This is a genomic window from Bacteroides reticulotermitis JCM 10512 (assembly GCF_000517545.1).
GTDB classification, from domain to species: Bacteria; Bacteroidota; Bacteroidia; order Bacteroidales; family Bacteroidaceae; genus Bacteroides; species Bacteroides reticulotermitis.
Window position 1 is genome coordinate 1 of record NZ_BAIV01000024.1, and the last position, 17010, is coordinate 17010.

Genomic DNA, 17010 nt, shown 5'->3' on the forward strand with positions numbered 1-17010 from the left:
TCATAATGCAAAGTTACTGGTAGCTGTTAATATCCGACAAAGGGATTATTAAGCTATAGGCCTATATTGGTCAGAGTAGGTCCGCCAAAGTTGGGAATTCGTACGACGAAGGTTGGTTTTCCCAAAATTAGTAAACGTCCATTTGTCTATCGGGATTTGTACAAACGAGGTTATTTAGGTCCATTCGGAAGGGATTATATCATAACCGGGTGGAGAATTCAAGAAGAATAACAGCATATTCGAAAACAAACGTTGAATTATGTCGATTGCTCAACCAGTCAATAGATTCTACTCTCTCTCTCTCTTTAATATAAAAATCCGGTTCTAATTGTGTCCGATGATAACGGTACGATTAGAACCGGAACCCTTTCAATAGCTTTCAATCATTTGTGGGAACTTTTCTTCTTTGACATCCTGAATATAGCTTTGTGTAGCTTCGGTCATTATGGTATGCAGGCCGGCGTATCGATAACAGCTTCTTTCGTTGTTTAAAGTATTGAAAACTATTTCGGTGCCTCAACAAATTCTTTTGCTTGAAGAAGTATCTCTGAATGGTGAGTTTGAGAAACTATAATATAGCGATTGTTCTTTTTATAGGGCAAAAAGATTTAAAATCTATCAAAAAAGAAACTTTATTATATAAATGTGGCTTTAATTAGTAGGTTTTACTTCTCTTTTATTATTTTTGTCGAAACATTCGCTAAAATGCTAAAAAGATTATTCAAGAAGAAAGATATCACTGCCATACTCAATGAATCGGAGAACTCCACCGACGGGCTCAAACGTAGCCTTTCGGCTTTCAACCTCGTAACACTCGGTATAGGCGCCATTGTAGGTACAGGAATATTTGTGATCACCGGTCAGGCAGCAGCCGCTTATGCAGGCCCTGCGCTGACCATTTCCTTTTTCATATCCGCACTGGGCTGTGTGATGGCAGGTCTATGTTATGCTGAGTTTGCCGCCATGATTCCCGTGTCCGGTAGTGTGTATTCGTACAGCTACACAACGATGGGGGAGATATTGGCTTGGTTTATCGGGTGGATTCTCATACTCGAATACCTCTTTGCTTGCTCGAGTGTGGCCGTTGGCTGGTCGGGGTATATGCTCAGCCTGCTCCATGAGTGGGGGCTGGATCTACCTGCGCAACTATCTTACGCTACGTTCGATCATACCAAAGAAGGTTGGGTGTGGACAGGCAGCATCATCAATTTTCCGGCAATCTTTATTGTGTCGGTCGTGTCGGCCTTCCTCATTGGAGGAATCAAGCAATCGGCCTGGGTGAACAATATCATTGTAATCATCAAAGTGAGTGTGATTCTGCTATTTGTAGGCTTCGGACTTTCGTATGTCGATGTAGGTAACTGGACTCCTTACATTCCCGAAAACACCGGAACTGTAGGCGAATACGGTTGGACTGGAATCCTCCGTGGAGCCGCGGTCGTCTTTTACGCCTACCTCGGCTTCGACGCATTGTCGACCGCTGCCGGTGAGGCACGCAATCCGCAGCGGGATATGCCCAAGGGAATATTAATCTCTTTGTCGATATGTGCGGTGCTTTACATTGCCGTAACCACGGTTCTCACCGGAATTGTACACTATAAAGAGTTGAATGTAGCGGCTCCTATCGCTGTGGCTGTTGATCAGGCAGGGGCGGGGCTTTCCTGGTTAAGCCCTTTCATCAAGTTGGGAGCGGTTGCGGGACTTAGTTCGGTGATTCTGGTGATGATGCTCGGACAAGCCCGTATCTACTATTCCATATCGAAAGACGGACTCTTGCCCAAAGTCTTCTCCAAAGTGCATAGCAAGCATGGCATACCGCGCAACGCTACGGTTTTCGCTAGCATTATTACCGGATTAATCGCCGGTCTCTTTCCGTTGCATGTTCTCAGCGAACTGGTGTCTATCGGTACGCTGATGGCGTTTACCATTGTTTGTATCTCTATCATGATATTGCGCAAAACACAACCCGGCCTCAAGCGTCCTTTCCGTACGCCTTGGGTGCCTTTTATTCCTTTGCTCGGAGCCGGAATCTGTATCGTACAGATGGTCTTTTTGCCATGGAGCACGTGGGAACGGATGATTGCATGGACAATTCTGGGATTCATTATTTATTTCCTTTATGGCATCAAACACAGCAAGCTGAATGAGCCGGATAAAACCGGGAGATAGATTGAAAGTAGTAGTAGATCAGTTACTTGGCTGTAGAAGTAACTCTGTATTACATCACACGGGCGGAAATGAATAGATTTCCCTGAAGTGCGAATTTAAGTGGTTGAAAATAGATCAACTTTATGTTTTATTGCTACCTTTGATGTAAGTACTTTAGAATTAAACATGAAACATGACAGACTTAACTAAAGATAACTTGTTTATAAAGCGTTTCAATGCCGGTGAACAGCATGCGTTTAAAGAGCTGTTTCACCGCTATTACAAACCCCTTTGCAGCTATGTTTATGCCATAATCAAAGACGTTGAAGCTACGGACGACATTGTACAGGATCTGTTTCTGGTGCTATGGAATAGAAAGGCCGATTTTGATCATATAAACCGCATCGCTTCTTTCTTGTTTATTTCCGCGCGCCATGCCAGCTTCAATTTATTGGATCATGAGGAAGTGAAGCTGAGGAAAATGAGCGAATACTTATCCGAATACCATAGCGAGGAGACGGAAGAACATCTGCTGATTGAAGAGTTTGACCATATGCTCAATCGCTGGGTGGAATCTCTGCCTACCGAGTGTGGCAAAATCATGAAGCTAACTTTAGCCGGCAAAAAGAATAAAGAGATTGCTGACGAACTCGCTATCTCTGTCCAGACAGTTAAAAACCAGAAGGTAAAGGGCTTTAAAATTTTACGTACTTTATACAGACAAGACTATCTGCTGATCATCCTTTTCATTAACTTGTTCAAATATTCGGGATAAAAATTTAAAACCCGCATAGTACGTTCTTCCTTCTCGGCTGTTATACTGTAAAACGACAAGACGATGAGGAGAGACAGGTTAACCTATTTATTATTTCAATACTATATACACGAACTTTCTGAACAGGAAATCAGAGAGCTACAACTGTGGTTGGATGAATCTCCTAAGCATCGGCTGTTGTTGGAGAAAGTAATGGATGCCGACAGGATAAATGAACAAAGAGACGTCGAAAGCCTTTTCGACGAACAGAAAGCCTGGCAAAAACTCTCTCCCCGTTTATCAATCAGAAAACAGAAAAAAAGGTTTCACCTTCGGTTGATTCGCTATGCGGTAGCCATATTGGCCGTGATCGCATTCGACTGTTTGTACTGGCTGAACCGCTCCGACTCAACCTCGGAAGTTACACGGCCGTTGACCGAACAGCCCGACTTATGGGCAGCGAAGGAAAATGTGACACTCTCATACAATGGCAAAGAAAAAGTACTCAATAGCAACCAATATACGGTAAAAGACACGACAATTCTTTCTGAACGTGAGTTGAAAACTGCCGAGATACTCACAATTGATGTGGCTCGGGGGAATACCTTTAGTCTGATTCTGGACGACGGAACTCAAATCGTACTCAACTCGGCTACCAGAATTAGCTTCCCCCGGCACTTCAATTCTAATATGCGCGAAGTAACGTTGTGGTATGGTGAGGCCTATTTTCAAGTGGCTAAGTCTGCACAAAAACCGTTTGTTGTCCACAAAGGGCAGTCGCAAATCCGTGTGCTTGGAACGAGTTTTAATATAAATGCGTATGCAAATGAAAATACGATAACTACGACATTGGTCGAAGGGGAAGTCTCTTTCTCCTCGGTAAACAAACAGAATTACTCACTCACCCCCGGTATGCAAAGCTGCATGAACACACAGACCGGCGAAACGGAGCTGAGGAGTGTGAATACAGCAGTTTACACAGCATGGATTGAAGGTAAGTTTATCTTCCAATCGATGGAACTGGAAGCGATCATGCGGCAGATAGAACGCTGGTATGCGGTGGATGTTGTCAATCGGGCCGGAGAATCGCAAAACTCTCACTTTCGGGGAACAATTAGCCGGGACCTGAGCCTGCAACAGGTACTGGACATACTACAACAAACGACGGACTTAACTTTTACTCTGGATGAACGCACGATAACTATCACACAATAAATCGGAACTGACTTAATCTAAATAACCTTTTAAGAATATATTAATGTAACCTTATTGAAAAATTATGATTATTAAACATGAAGACATTCTCAAGCAAAAGTCTCGCAAGGTGACGGAGACTCTTTCCCCGAAAGGGGTAAAACGTATGGTCTGTTTGGCAATCGTTCTGTGCATTTGTTCCATGCTGAATGTGCAGGCAACGGTCCAACAGCAACGAATCACAGTTTCTCTGAAAAACGTGACTATAGAAGCGGCAATGAGCAAAGTGGAGGCTTTATTGCATCAAAGTTTTTTTGTTAACCGGGAATCGGTCAATATGAACCGCACCGTGAATCTGGAATTGAACAATGCTACTTTGGAGGTCTTGGTTGAGAAGCTGTTTGGCAAAGGCTTCAAATACGAATTGGTGAATAATATTATTGTTATCTCTAAAAGGAAGGAAGAAAGCAGTGCTTTGCAGCAGGCTCAACAGCCCAAACAAGCTCAGGAAACGGTGGTTACGGGAGTTGTGCTCGAAGAGTCGGGCGGGATGGTACCGGGAGCCTCTGTTATGCTCAAAGGGACAACAATTGGTGTGGCAACCGATATAAACGGTAACTTTTCCTTGAAAGTACCGGCTTCTCATAAGGGGAAGAAAATAATTGTATCGGTTTCGTTTGTGGGTATGAAGAAAGTCGAAAGGGAATACACCGGCAAACCGTTGACTTTTAAATTGGAAGAGGATATGGCCGTTATTGGCGATGTGGTGGTGAATGGCTACTTCCAACAGGCGAAAAATAGCTTTACGGGTGCTGCTCGTACCATCTTACAGGAGGATTTGCAGAAGGCGAGTAATCAAAACATACTGACAGCACTTCAGAATATCGACCCTTCTTTTATGAAAGTCGAAAACAATTTGATGGGTTCTAACCCGAATGTAATACCTGATTTCCAAATTCGAGGATCGAGCAGTATCTCGACCATGGAAAGCTCGTATACCGGTAACCCGAATATGCCGGTGTTTATTGTCGACGGCTTTGAGGCGTCGGCAGAGAAGGTGTTTGATATGGACTTACCGGGTGGCTTCTATTACCCTGCTCAAGGATGCGGCAGCAACTGCTATTTACGGTTCGCGAGCATCTAATGGTGTGGTTGTAATTACGACCAATGTACCGGCTAAAGGTAAGATCCAGTTGAGCTACAATGCAGATGCTACTATCTATATGGCCGATCTGAGCGATTATGATTTATGTAACGCAACAGAAAAGCTGGAGATTGAACGCTTGGCAGGAATGTACACAGCCCGCGCTGTGGCCGATCAGATTAATCTGGATGAATCGTATAATACGAAATTGAGCAATATACAGAAAGGATATAATACATATTGGTTGGATAAACCGATTGACAAATCGGCTATTGCCCAAAAACATTCACTTCGTTTGGATGGGGGGACTGATAATATCCGCTATGCCATGGAAGTGAACTATAGTGATACGCCGGGAGTTATGAAAGGCTCCGGACGTAAACGTATGGGAGTCGGTATGGATTTGCAGTATATCTATAAGAATATCACATTTAAGAATAGTCTGACGTATTCGGATGTATCTGCTGTTGATTCACCTTACGGATCGTATAGCACGTATGGGACGTTAAACCCTTATGTACGTTATAAGAATGATGAGGGTCATTATATTTATAAAGTGGATGAGTTTGCTCCAGTGGGTTATGCAACTACTTACCCTTCTTACAACCCCTTGTTTAACACAACACTGCATACTAAAAGTGAAAATGGCTATAGTGACCTGACTAACAACTTCGGTATTGATTGGACGGTGATGGAAGACTTACGCTTAAAAGGAAGCTTCGCTATTATACGTCAGAATACGGACTCAGATACCTTTAAACCGGCTAAACATACGGATTTTGCCAACTATAGTATTGAGGACTTCGACCGTAGAGGTTCTTATGTCGCTTCTAGAGGCGAATCAACGATCTATAATGCTAACTTGATTTTGACGTATTTCTGGCAAATGAACAAACATGTCTTAAACAGTAATCTTGGCTGGAACATACAGGAGAATGTCAATAAATCATTTAGCGTACAGGCAGAAGGATTCCCGAATGAAAAGCTGGACTATATCAGTTTTGCAACTCAATATCAAAAAAACGGGTCACCATCCGGTAGCGAATATACATCGCGCCTAGTTGGTTTTCTGGGGAATGTGAATTATAGCTATGACGAGAAATATTTGTTAGATCTCTCTTTCCGTGGAGATGCTTCCTCACGCTTTGGCTCAGACAATCGTTGGGCACCTTTCTGGTCGGTAGGCTTAGGTTGGAATATTCACAATGAGAAATTCTTGAAAAAGGTGGAGTGGATAGACCGCCTGAAGATTAGAGCCTCTTATGGGCTGACCGGTAGCCAGGATTATAACCCTTATCAGGCGATTACCACGTATCAGTATCTGTCGGGTTCGCGTTATCACAATTCGGTTGGAGCATCGGTAATAGCTATGGGGAATGAAGATCTGGGATGGCAGCGGACTACGCAGCAGAACTATGGGCTTGATTTGGACTTTTGGAAGAATCGGATAACGTTGACTGCAAACTTTTATGTGAAAGACTCGAAGGATGTGTTGACGGCCGTCACACTTCCCCCTTCTTTGGGCTTTGGTTCGTATATGGACAATCTGGGAGAGGTGCAGAACGTGGGTTATGAGGTTGATCTTCGTGTAGCGATTCTTGAGAATAAGCGTGATCGTTTGTTCTGGAGTGTCAACGCAACTGTTCTACATAATACAAATAAACTGAAGAAAATCTCGAATGCACTGAAGGCTTATAACGAAAAGCAGGATAACGAGTCATCAGCCGGTTCTAACCGTCCGAAAGTACGCTATATTGAGGGACAATCAATGAACTCTATCTGGGTGAATGAGTCTTTGGGAATCGACCAGCCACGGGAAATGAACTCTTTCGCGCGAAGAATGGAGATGTCGTTTCTGACTGGAGCCCCGATAATTACGTGATCGGAGGATGTGCTGACCCTACAATACAAGGTACATTCGGCACAAATTTCTCATGGAAAGGATTCCAGTTGAATATGATTTTCAGGTATAGTTGTGGCGGGTATATTTATAACCAAACCTTGGTCGATAAAGTGCAAGATGCCGACTTACGCTACAATGTAGACCGTCGTGTATTCCTCGATCGTTGGCAGAAACCGGGTGACGAAGTGATGTTCGCTAAGTTTGGTGACGGATTCGGAGCTAATGTGGGTCATTCAACCAAGCCAACTTCCCGTTTTATTGAGAAGAATAACTATTTGGATCTTGCGACTCTGAATATTGCGTATGATATTAATATGCCGTGGATGAAACGTATCGGATTGAAACGTCTGAAGGCTACGTTCTACATGAATGATGTGTTTCATATCTCAACTGTAAAACAAGAGAGAGGAATAAGCTATCCATATGCTCGCAATTTCAGTGTCGGCTTGCAAGCCCGTTTCTAAACTTTATAAAAATAGATTGATTATGAAAATACAAACGAATATGTATATCGTACTTTTAGGACTTTTGGTCCTCACTTCTTGCAGTGACTGGCTGGATGTAGATCCAAAGTCGCAAGTCAAAAAAGAAGTGTTGTTTGAAAGTGAATCCGGATATCGGGATGCTTTGATGGGCGTCTATACAATAATGGGACGAACCGGACTTTACGGTGGCAATGAAACAATGGGTTTTTTGGATATTCTGGCACAAAGCTACTCGGAAATTGGTGCTGTTTTGGAAGAGATACCTAAATATAATTATGAAAATAGTACGGCAGAGTCAACTATTAATTCGATTTGGTCGGGCAACTATAATGCCATTGCCAACTGCAACTATATATTGGAGGATATTGATAAGAAGCAGTCGATCTTTAGTAAAGGAACTTACGAAACCGTCAAGGGTGAAGCTTTGGCACTGAGAGCCTATCTGCATTTTGACTTGCTCCGTGCTTTCGCTCCTTCCTATAAAACGGGAGCTGATCGGGACGCTATTCCGTATGTTAATATAATTTCTAAGAAACCGATCCCTCAATCTACCGTGGCGGAGGTGTTGGACTATGCGATTCGCGATGTAGAGGAAGCACGCACGTTGATTAAACCTTTTGATCCGCTAGGCCCTGCATACGAAACGTATGAGGAACTTAAGTATTCGAACGAGGAGTTTATTGAGGATGATGGATTTTGGTTGTATCGTAAGTCGCGTCTGAACTATTACGGGATGACTGGCCTACTTGCCCGCATGTATCTCTATCAAAACAACAAAGCGAAAGCGCTTGAATGTGCCCGGGAAGTTATTGACTCTGAGAAATTCTCTTTGATCACGGAAGAGGAAATCAAGAAGAGTGAGTATTCACTGGCCGAACTGATGGAGAAAAAGGAGTACATATCTTCTATTTACGTATATAATATGGATGATGGACGCTCGAAACGGTACTTTAAAGACAAGGCAGATATGATCTGTTTTATAGGATCCTCTCGTCGGTCTGATCTTTTTGGAGCATTAGGAGTCGATATTGACTGGCGGAACCAGAAAGGCTTTTCTATGAATAAAGGAGAAAGCAAGGCTTTTATTAATAAGTACATGATATCCAATCGCATCCCTTTGATCAAACTATCGGAAATGTACTTGATAGCCGCTGAAGCTTCGGGAGATAAAGAAGTATTGCAGGTGCTGCGTGACCATCGTGGCTATATGAACTATCCGTTGAGTGAAGCAAGCAGTTTGGGCGATGAAATTACGAAAGAGTACCGAAAAGAGTTCTTGGCAGAAGGACAACTCTTTTACTATTACAAACGACTGAATTTTGAGCGTATACCTTTCGCTACTTCTGTTGCGACTGAAAAGGTATATGTATTACCGATGCCGGATAATGAATTAGAATTTGGAGACATAAAACAATAAGCGTATATGAAAAAGATATTCATACTTAGTATACTGCTTGCCACGTTGTGTGCAAGTTGCAAAAACAATGAAAACTATCCATTTAAAGGAGCGGACGCTGTCTACTTTCAGGCAAATGGAGATTGGGCTGTGGTACAGGATAGTATAAACTATAGTTTTGCAGGAAAAGGCGTGGATGAGGCTGTTGTTGGGATCAGAATCAACCTGTTGGGTTATGCTAGTCCGCAGGATCGAAAGGTGCGTGTAGTAGTGGATGAGGAGGAAACAACCGCTAAGGAAGGGGTACATTATCAGGCATTGAAAAATGAATATACGCTTCCGGCAGACTCTGTTTACCTCATGCTTCCTGTAATTGTGTACAATAAGGACGAAACGCTCGAAAACAGAAGTGTAACTTTAGACTTACAGTTGGAGGAAACCGAAGATCTCCAGCTGGGGATTGCCGGCCGTACGAAAGTTCGTTTGCTTATTAACAATATGCTCAAGAAACCTACGTATTGGGAGCAAGCGTTAAAATATAGTTTTGGTGTTTATTCCCGTACCAAGCATGAACTGTGCATCTTATTACTCGGTTTCGATTTTCCGGAGGACGTGAATGATTATGATGTTACTGACCAATTTGGGAGGTCTCTGGAATGTACATGAGCAATTATTTTGAAGAGAACTATCCTGTCTATGATGAGAACGATAACATCATCGAACCTTGGTAAAACAGCGTAAATATAGATGATTATGAAAAAATATAAATTGGTTTTGCTGGCTTTCTTATCCGTATGCGTGTATTGTGCATGCGTAGAGGATAAAGGGAATTACGATTACATTGAATTGAACGATATGACGATTCAGCCGCTTGAGAAGAAATATACGGTTGAACTATTTTCTCAAGTAAAGATAGCTCCGGAAATAACGTTGAAAACGGGAACCTTCAATCCGGATAATTATACATATCTATGGATGCTGTACACAATATTCAGTGATCCGTTTACTGCCGATACCCTGTCTCTGGAAAAAGATCTGGATATTGAAATAAGTGCTCTTCCTAGGGACTATCAGTTGCACTATCAAGTGAAGGACAAAGAAACCGGATTGATCTGTACGCAAACAACCGAATTTACAGTGATCAACTCTTTTTCAATGGGTTTGATGGCATTAAGCCGGGTGAATGATGACGCTAATCTGACTTTTATTAATGTATTGGATCAGATAACTGAGGACGCATACGAGAAAATAAACGGAGAAATTGCCGGTAAGAATCCGAAGGGTCTCCGTCTTATTGGCGACGGTATGTTATCGGACGCTAATCCAACGGTTGTGATCATGACAGATGACGAGCGTGGAGGAACCGTAATTAATTCGCGGGATTTGGTGTCTATTATGGATTTTAGTGAAATGTTCTATTTTAAACTGGAGACTGTTAAGCCACAGGTGTTTATGAAAAACGAGTTTGCAATTATTGAATTTGTAATCAATGACGGAGGTATTTATAAACGTGACGTAATGGGTAATGGATTCTATCCTAAATACGGGGTAAAGCTGAAAGGGGACTACGAGTACATGGCTCCTTTTGAATTTCATGACATGTCTGTGGCTTACTTCTACGATCAGGTTAAGCAACGATTTATGTATATGCCAGGACCTATGCAAGGAAACTCTGTTATTGAGTTGAATGATATAGCTACTGAGGAACCCAATCCCGAAGATCCCGGTAAAGTTGTTATCGGAGCGTTTAACCCCAATGATGTCGGATTACACATGCTATGGGGCGGTTTGTTTGGACAGGACTATGCTAAAAAATATGGACGTGCTGTTATGGAGGATGAGGAAGGAGAACGATATCTGTTGTCATTTGAGGCTATTCCCGGGCCTGATTTTATGCCGCTTCATAAATTCCATGTCTCAACTGAAGGGATTAAAGAAGCAAAGACGTTCACCACTTCGCAAAATGGAACGTTTTTGTATTATGCTTATAAGAATAAGATTGTATGCGTGAGCTTTAGTTCCGGCATGGTGGTTAATACCTATGAATTTGCCGACGGACAGCGGGTAGACTATGTAGAATGTGACCAGAAGAATAATATTAATCATCTCTGGGTAGGGGTGAGCGATGGATCGAAGGCTAAACAATCGGGTTCCATTGTAATTATGGACATGAGTACGGATGGCTCTTTGAAGGAGGTTACACGCTATGAAAATGTATGTGGCCAGATCGTAGATTTTGAATACAAAGAATAGCTTATAACTCTATACAACTATCTCTCTTTTTAATTGGTTTATTTATGGTTTGAGCGAATCCCTCCTGTCCGATGTGTTGGACGGGAGGGATTTATAATTAGGAGGTGTGCTCACACGCTCCGATTGGGCTGTTTGAACGTTCTTCGTCACTTCAGGTGCAAGCCTGTTTTCTCAAAGAGATAATTCCGTAGGATAACAAAAACCACCGGATATTTACAAGTATAACCCCTATTTTCTATCGTTCTTCTCCGCTAGTTTTAGTCATTTCAGTAGCCAATGCGATTTCGTTCGACCCGGGTGTTTGTTTCGTTCCACCCCGGTGTACCTTTCGTTCGACCTGGGTGTTTGTTTCGTTCGACCCGGGTGGAACGAATTGGAATTTGCAGTCCGCCTCATAGATACTGGCTGTTATTTTTTCTTTCCAACCCTATAATTAGCTAGATGTCTGATAACTACAGGACTAAACGAAAGCTAATTTGCGCGAAGAGCCTGTTTTAATCGGGCGGGTTATTTCTCTTGACTCTTCTCGAGGGCATTCCGTTCGGTCTTCTTATTCACAAAACCGATTTTCAAGTTGGCAGCTTCTTGTTCTTTTTTAATTTGCTCGATAGCGGAAAGTATCTGAGCCAGTTCGTATACACTGGCAGCTGCCAATCGGTCGGTTGGACTCATGGTTGTATTGAACTTACGTTCGCCAAGATATTCCACGCGAATGTTTTTATCTTTGTTGCTACTGATAAAGCTAATCACATTACCGTCTTCGCCCAGTTTATAATCGGCTTTCTCGATCTTCTCGCTTCCGTCGGTTGTCTCGTAGCTGTCTTTGGAAGCAGGTGTCTCGGCAAAGCTTCCGTCGGGAAGAATCACTTTCACGCTGGTATGATGAATGTTGCTTCCACCGCAGTAGACGGAGGTCATGCTCATGATGCCTTGTTCGCTGACTTGGAAGCGGAGGTATGAGCGATGCATATTCTTTTCAATGGTTTGTGTAGGCCAGAGATAGTTACCTACGTTTTGGTATTCGGCATTTTTCTCTAACGTATACTTGCTTTTTATCGCTTCAAACTCTTGTTGTTTGGCTAGAAGTGCACTGTCGAGATAGGTCAATGTTTGCTGTTGAGCCTTCAACTCGACCTGTAACATCAACTCCTGACCGGCTTTGCGGGCTTCAAAAGCTTTGGGATACAGCGTCTTAATACTGTCTATTTGTAACTTTGCTTCAGCATAGTCGCCACGTTCATAAGCTGCGCGGGCAACATCCAGCTTTTCGCCGGCTTTCTTCTCGATGCTGTTTCCACAGGCTCCCAGCACCAGTGTGCCGCAAAGGAGGATAATCAGTCTTTTCATCTGCATATTGTTCTTGTTGTTAAAGGGGTAAACCAAAATAACCTTGGCAAAAATACAAATAATATCCCTTTTTTGTACCTTTGCCCCTTTAAAACTTCTAATTTGTACAGAATGATTGAGTTGACTCAGGAGGAATTGAAGCAGCAATTTAGCGAACCGATCTTTACACAGATCTCCGAAACAGCCGATGCACTTGGACTAGAGTGCTATGTTGTAGGCGGTTATGTACGCGATATATTTCTGCAACGTCCCTCTAAAGATATAGATGTGGTGGTAGTCGGTAGTGGAATTGCGATGGCAGAAGCGTTGGGCAAGCGTCTCGGACGAGGAGCTAATGTTTCTGTTTTCAAGAACTTCGGCACGGCACAGGTCAAATATAAAGGAACGGAGGTTGAATTTGTTGGAGCTCGTAAAGAATCTTATCAACGGGACTCTCGTAAACCGATTGTGGAAGACGGAACGCTGGAAGATGATCAGAATCGCCGTGACTTCACCATCAACGCACTAGCCGTTTGTTTGAATAAAGCACGTTTCGGTGAGTTGATCGATCCGTTTAACGGGATGGCGGATATGAAAGAGAAGAACATCCGTACACCTCTCGATCCTGACATTACCTTTAGCGACGATCCATTGCGCATGATGCGTTGCATTCGGTTTGCTACGCAACTGGGATTCTATATTGATGATGATACGTTCGATTCGCTCCGACGTAATGTGGAACGAATCAAGATCATTTCTCAAGAGCGCATTGCCGATGAACTGAATAAGATCATCCTTTCGCCTATTCCTTCAAAAGGCTTTGTTGAGCTTGAACGGAGTGGCTTGTTGCCGCTTATCTTTCCTGAATTGGCTGCTATGCAAGGGGTGGACACGCGTAACGGACGGGCGCATAAGGATAATTTCTATCATACGTTGGAGGTGCTCGACAATATCAGCAAACATACGGATAATCTTTGGTTGCGTTGGTCGGCATTGTTGCACGACATTGCCAAACCTGTGACGAAGCGCTGGGAACCCAGAGCGGGGTGGACCTTCCACAATCATAACTTTATCGGTGAACGGATGGTGCCTACTATCTTCCGGAGTATGAAGCTTCCCATGAACGAGAAGATGAAGTATGTACAGAAGATGGTAGGGTTGCATATGCGCCCCATTGCCATTGCCGACGATGTGGTGACTGATTCGGCCGTACGCAGGCTGCTTTTTGAAGCGGGTGATGATATTGATGACTTGATGACGCTTTGCGAAGCGGATATCACATCGAAGAATACTGAACGCAAACAACGCTTCTTGAACAACTTCCAACTGGTTCGCCAGAAGTTGAAGGACTTGGAGGAGAAAGATCGTGTCCGTAACTTCCAACCTCCTGTGAGTGGAGAAGAAATAATGAAGGTTTTCGGCTTGCATCCCTGTCAGGAGGTGGGCTCGTTGAAGAGTGCGATAAAGGATGCGATCCTGGATGGTGTTATCCCCAACGAATATGAGGCGGCTTATGCCTTTATGTTGGAGAGAGCGGCTAAGATGGGCTTGAAGCAGGTTGAGGAAACGAAAGAATAAAGAGGTGCTTGACGCTGCCAATAGGCGTTGAAGTATGCCGAGAATAAAAGAAGTACTTATTGTTTGCTAACCAACTTCTGCTGGTAGGAAAACAATAAGTACTTCTTATTTCTATACTTCTGTTAGCGAAGTGTTATGCCAGTTCGATAATCTCTTCTTCGCAGTGAGTTAGCTTTTCAGCACCTTCGTTGGTTACGACCCAGGTGTTTTCGATTCCCACAGGGCCTACTCCCGGCAGTACGATCTTGGGTTCGAGAGCGAATACCATTCCCGGTTCCAGTTCTTGTTTGACGCGAGGGGCTAATACCGGTGCTTCATTGATTTCGAGACCGATACCGTGGCCGATAAATTTGGCTTGTTGTCCGATACCCATAAACTTATCGGCAAATCCGGCTTGTGTAGCTATTTCGATAGCTGCGTTGTAAAGTACTTCACAAGGAGTTCCGGGGTTAGCGAGCGAGGCTACCTTATCCTGTATGTCCAGACAGACTTGATGAGCCCTATAGGCTTCTTCACTCAGTTTGCCAATGGAGAATACGCGACTCATGTCACCCATATAGCCGTTGAAGTTACCTCCCAGATCGACCATTACACTTTGACCTTCTCTCAACGGAGTTTTATTGGCTCCACCGGGTAGGGCAGGATCAAGTCCTTCGCCACCCAAAGCGAAGTCGTACGGAGAGGGATACGAGGCATTGTCACCCGTAAGTATGCTTCCCATGAAGATCTCCATGCTGCGTCCAAATACACGGAAGATTCCTAAGTTGCCTTGCAGGCGCATTAAGCGTTCGACCTCAATCGAGAATTCAATATCGGACATTCCCGGACGATAAACAGAGGGTATCTGCTCGTATGCTTTGGCGTGCGATACACTGGAGCGACGGAGCATTTCTACTTCAATATCTGTTTTCACGCTACGTGCCTGACGAATCAACGGAGTTCCGTTTACAACTTCTGTATCGGGGAATAATTGAGCCAAGCGGCAATATTCCGTATAAGGAAGTTCGTCACCTTCCAACATCAGTTTGGTTGGAACAGGCAGATCGTTCTCTTTCAGTAAATCAAGGATCTGTTCGGGTTTCCGAATGGGGAAAGCGCGTTCTCCGGTGATGTTATTGGGACGTTTGAAGAACAATACTGCCGGTGAGTGCAGGGGGAGATAAAGATATCCGCTGACTACTTGTCCATAGGTGTATATTAGGTTAGCATTACAAGTGATGAGCGCGGCATCTATGCCCTGCGCAGACATCAGGCTGCGAATCTTGTCGCGGCGAAGCTTTAATTCGGGTTGTAACATGAGCGTATTCGAGTTTTAATAGTTGCAATTGTTTTTATTTTCATCGTGCAAAGGTAATTAATTGAACTGAAAATAAGACCAAACTAAAAAAAATAGCACCACCCGCGTCCTATCACAGGGAGCGAGTGATGCAAACCACAAATACAAATACAACTAAACAAAGTTATTTAGATAATGCCTTGCCCGATCATAGCTTGAGCTACTTTCATGAATCCGGCTATATTGGCACCTTTCACATAATTGATGTATCCATCGGGCTCTGTACCGTATTTGGCGCATTGTGCGTGGATACCGTGCATAATTGTGTGAAGCTTTTCATCTACTTCGGCGGCAACCCAGCTCAGGTGCATGGCATTCTGAGACATTTCGAGGCCGGAAGTCGCAACGCCACCCGCATTGACTGCTTTACCCGGCGCATACATTACTTTATGTTCGATAAAGAGGTCGATAGCTTCAGGGGTACATCCCATATTGGATATCTCTCCAACACAGAGAACGTTGTTCTTTATCAGGCTTTCGGCATCTTTTCCATCCAACTCGTTTTGTGTGGCGCAAGGCAGAGCGATATCGGCCACTACTTCCCAAGGATGTTTGTTGGCTACGAAGGTTGCTTCCGGATATTTCTCGGCATAAGGGCAACAATATCATTGCCCGAAGCCCGAAGTTCGAGCATATAGTCGATTTTTTCACCGCTAACGCCTTTCGGATCGTAGATATATCCGTCGGGACCGGAAATCGTAATGACCTTGGCACCTAGTTCAGTTGCTTTGGTCGCAGCTCCCCAAGCGACATTGCCGAAGCCGGAGAGGGCAACTGTCTTTCCTTTAATATCAATGCCTTTTGCTTGCAACATCTGATTGACAAAGTAGAGTCCTCCGAAACCGGTTGCTTCCGGACGGATAAGGGAACCGCCAAATTCCAATCCCTTGCCTGTGAAGGTACCTGTGAATTCGCGTGTGAGCTTTTTGTACATACCGAACATATAACCGACTTCACGGCCACCTACTCCGATATCACCGGCAGGAATGTCCATGTCCGGTCCCAAATGACGCCACAGTTCGAGCATGAACGCTTGGCAGAAACGCATAATTTCAGCTTCGCTCTTACCACGGGGTGAGAAGTCGGAACCACCTTTTCCACCACCCATGGTAGGGTAGTCAATGCATTCTTGAATGTTTGCTCGAAACCGAGGAATTTAAGAATGGACAGGTTGACTGATGCGTGAAGACGGATACCGCCTTTGTAGGGGCCAATAGCGTTGTTGAACTGAACCCGATACCCAAGGTTGGTTTGTACTTCGCCTCGGTCGTCTACCCAGGTTACCCGAAAGGTGAAGATGCGGTCGGGTTCTACCAGTCTTTCAATGATCTTGGCTTTCTCAAACTCAGGATGTTGATTGTATATGTCTTCGATTGAAAGAAGTACTTCTTTTACGGCTTGAAGGTACTCAGATTCGCCGGGGTGCTTAGCCTCTAGAGAGGTCATAATCTTTTGGATGTTCATAATACGATGTGTTTAAAGGTTAGTTTTGA

Annotated in this window: 13 protein-coding genes and 1 pseudogene; 11 read left to right on the forward strand and 3 right to left on the reverse strand. The window is 43.8% G+C overall.

Going from position 1 to position 17010, the window contains the following annotated elements:
* Positions 1 to 330: 330 nt before the first annotated feature.
* From JCM10512_RS22795 to JCM10512_RS14170, 10 genes are all read left to right on the forward strand, one after another.
* Positions 331 to 492: a hypothetical protein gene (locus tag JCM10512_RS22795; protein ID WP_158332224.1), complete on the forward strand. Its 162-nt coding sequence runs from the start codon at positions 331 to 333 to the stop codon at positions 490 to 492.
* A gap of 213 nt (positions 493 to 705) precedes the next feature.
* Positions 706 to 2169 carry an amino acid permease gene (locus JCM10512_RS14140; protein ID WP_044164096.1) on the forward strand — a complete coding sequence of 488 codons (1464 nt, stop codon included), beginning with the start codon at positions 706 to 708 and terminating at the stop codon, positions 2167 to 2169.
* A gap of 172 nt (positions 2170 to 2341) precedes the next feature.
* On the forward strand, positions 2342 to 2923 hold the full coding sequence (locus tag JCM10512_RS14145) for an RNA polymerase sigma-70 factor (RefSeq protein WP_044164098.1): 582 nt from the start codon (positions 2342 to 2344) through the stop codon (positions 2921 to 2923).
* Between the two features lie 63 nt (positions 2924 to 2986).
* Positions 2987 to 4117, forward strand: a complete 1131-nt coding sequence (locus JCM10512_RS14150; protein ID WP_081741326.1) for a FecR family protein — start codon at positions 2987 to 2989, stop codon at positions 4115 to 4117.
* 64 nt (positions 4118 to 4181) lie between these two features.
* Complete coding sequence (locus JCM10512_RS24135) at positions 4182 to 5240, forward strand: STN domain-containing protein (protein ID WP_052517231.1); 1059 nt, start codon at positions 4182 to 4184, stop codon at positions 5238 to 5240.
* Complete coding sequence (locus tag JCM10512_RS24140; RefSeq protein WP_244437212.1) at positions 5176 to 7122, forward strand: SusC/RagA family TonB-linked outer membrane protein; 1947 nt, start codon at positions 5176 to 5178, stop codon at positions 7120 to 7122. The genes JCM10512_RS24135 and JCM10512_RS24140 overlap by 65 nt, the downstream gene beginning before the upstream one ends.
* Positions 7119 to 7607: a hypothetical protein gene (locus tag JCM10512_RS24145; protein ID WP_052517233.1), complete on the forward strand. Its 489-nt coding sequence runs from the start codon at positions 7119 to 7121 to the stop codon at positions 7605 to 7607. Before JCM10512_RS24140 ends, JCM10512_RS24145 begins: the two co-directional genes overlap by 4 nt.
* 22 nt (positions 7608 to 7629) lie before the next feature.
* Positions 7630 to 9045, forward strand: a complete 1416-nt coding sequence (locus tag JCM10512_RS14160) for a RagB/SusD family nutrient uptake outer membrane protein (protein WP_044164102.1) — start codon at positions 7630 to 7632, stop codon at positions 9043 to 9045.
* A 6-nt stretch (positions 9046 to 9051) separates the two neighbouring features.
* A complete protein-coding gene (locus tag JCM10512_RS14165; RefSeq protein WP_081741329.1) occupies positions 9052 to 9690 on the forward strand; it encodes a DUF4843 domain-containing protein in 639 nt (212 codons plus the stop codon).
* Between the two features lie 87 nt (positions 9691 to 9777).
* Positions 9778 to 11277, forward strand: coding sequence for a PKD-like family lipoprotein (locus JCM10512_RS14170; protein ID WP_158332225.1), 1500 nt, complete (start codon positions 9778 to 9780; stop codon positions 11275 to 11277).
* Between the two features lie 507 nt (positions 11278 to 11784).
* Here JCM10512_RS14170 and JCM10512_RS14175 read toward each other — a convergent pair.
* The gene (locus tag JCM10512_RS14175; RefSeq protein ID WP_044164196.1) at positions 11785 to 12624 is read right to left on the reverse strand and encodes an outer membrane protein assembly factor BamD; all 840 of its coding nucleotides are present in this window, start codon (positions 12622 to 12624) and stop codon (positions 11785 to 11787) included.
* A gap of 111 nt (positions 12625 to 12735) precedes the next feature.
* On the opposite strand from JCM10512_RS14175, the gene JCM10512_RS14180 reads away from it, so the two are divergent.
* Positions 12736 to 14181 carry a CCA tRNA nucleotidyltransferase gene (locus tag JCM10512_RS14180; protein ID WP_044164109.1) on the forward strand — a complete coding sequence of 482 codons (1446 nt, stop codon included), beginning with the start codon at positions 12736 to 12738 and terminating at the stop codon, positions 14179 to 14181.
* Positions 14182 to 14314: 133 nt separating this feature from the next.
* Here JCM10512_RS14180 and JCM10512_RS14185 read toward each other — a convergent pair whose 3' ends face one another.
* Positions 14315 to 15478: a M24 family metallopeptidase gene (locus JCM10512_RS14185; RefSeq protein WP_044164111.1), complete on the reverse strand. Its 1164-nt coding sequence runs from the start codon at positions 15476 to 15478 to the stop codon at positions 14315 to 14317.
* Positions 15479 to 15645: 167 nt separating this feature from the next.
* Positions 15646 to 16981: pseudogene (gene gdhA / locus JCM10512_RS14190) on the reverse strand (NADP-specific glutamate dehydrogenase).
* Positions 16982 to 17010 lie beyond the last annotated feature (29 nt).

Bases quoted from the DNA above. Each gene is read 5' to 3' on its own strand.
- JCM10512_RS14170 (WP_158332225.1), top strand. From the start codon at position 9,778: ATGAAAAAATATAAATTGGTTTTGCTGGCTTTCTTATCCGTATGCGTG.
- JCM10512_RS14175 (WP_044164196.1), bottom strand. From the start codon at position 12,624: ATGAAAAGACTGATTATCCTCCTTTGCGGCACACTGGTGCTGGGAGCC.
- JCM10512_RS14185 (WP_044164111.1), bottom strand. From the start codon at position 15,478: ATGTTACAACCCGAATTAAAGCTTCGCCGCGACAAGATTCGCAGCCTG.
- JCM10512_RS14150 (WP_081741326.1), top strand. From the start codon at position 2,987: ATGAGGAGAGACAGGTTAACCTATTTATTATTTCAATACTATATACAC.
- JCM10512_RS14145 (WP_044164098.1), top strand. From the start codon at position 2,342: ATGACAGACTTAACTAAAGATAACTTGTTTATAAAGCGTTTCAATGCC.
- JCM10512_RS14165 (WP_081741329.1), top strand. From the start codon at position 9,052: ATGAAAAAGATATTCATACTTAGTATACTGCTTGCCACGTTGTGTGCA.
- JCM10512_RS14180 (WP_044164109.1), top strand. From the start codon at position 12,736: ATGATTGAGTTGACTCAGGAGGAATTGAAGCAGCAATTTAGCGAACCG.
- JCM10512_RS24135 (WP_052517231.1), top strand. From the start codon at position 4,182: ATGATTATTAAACATGAAGACATTCTCAAGCAAAAGTCTCGCAAGGTG.
- JCM10512_RS14140 (WP_044164096.1), top strand. From the start codon at position 706: ATGCTAAAAAGATTATTCAAGAAGAAAGATATCACTGCCATACTCAAT.
- JCM10512_RS14160 (WP_044164102.1), top strand. From the start codon at position 7,630: ATGAAAATACAAACGAATATGTATATCGTACTTTTAGGACTTTTGGTC.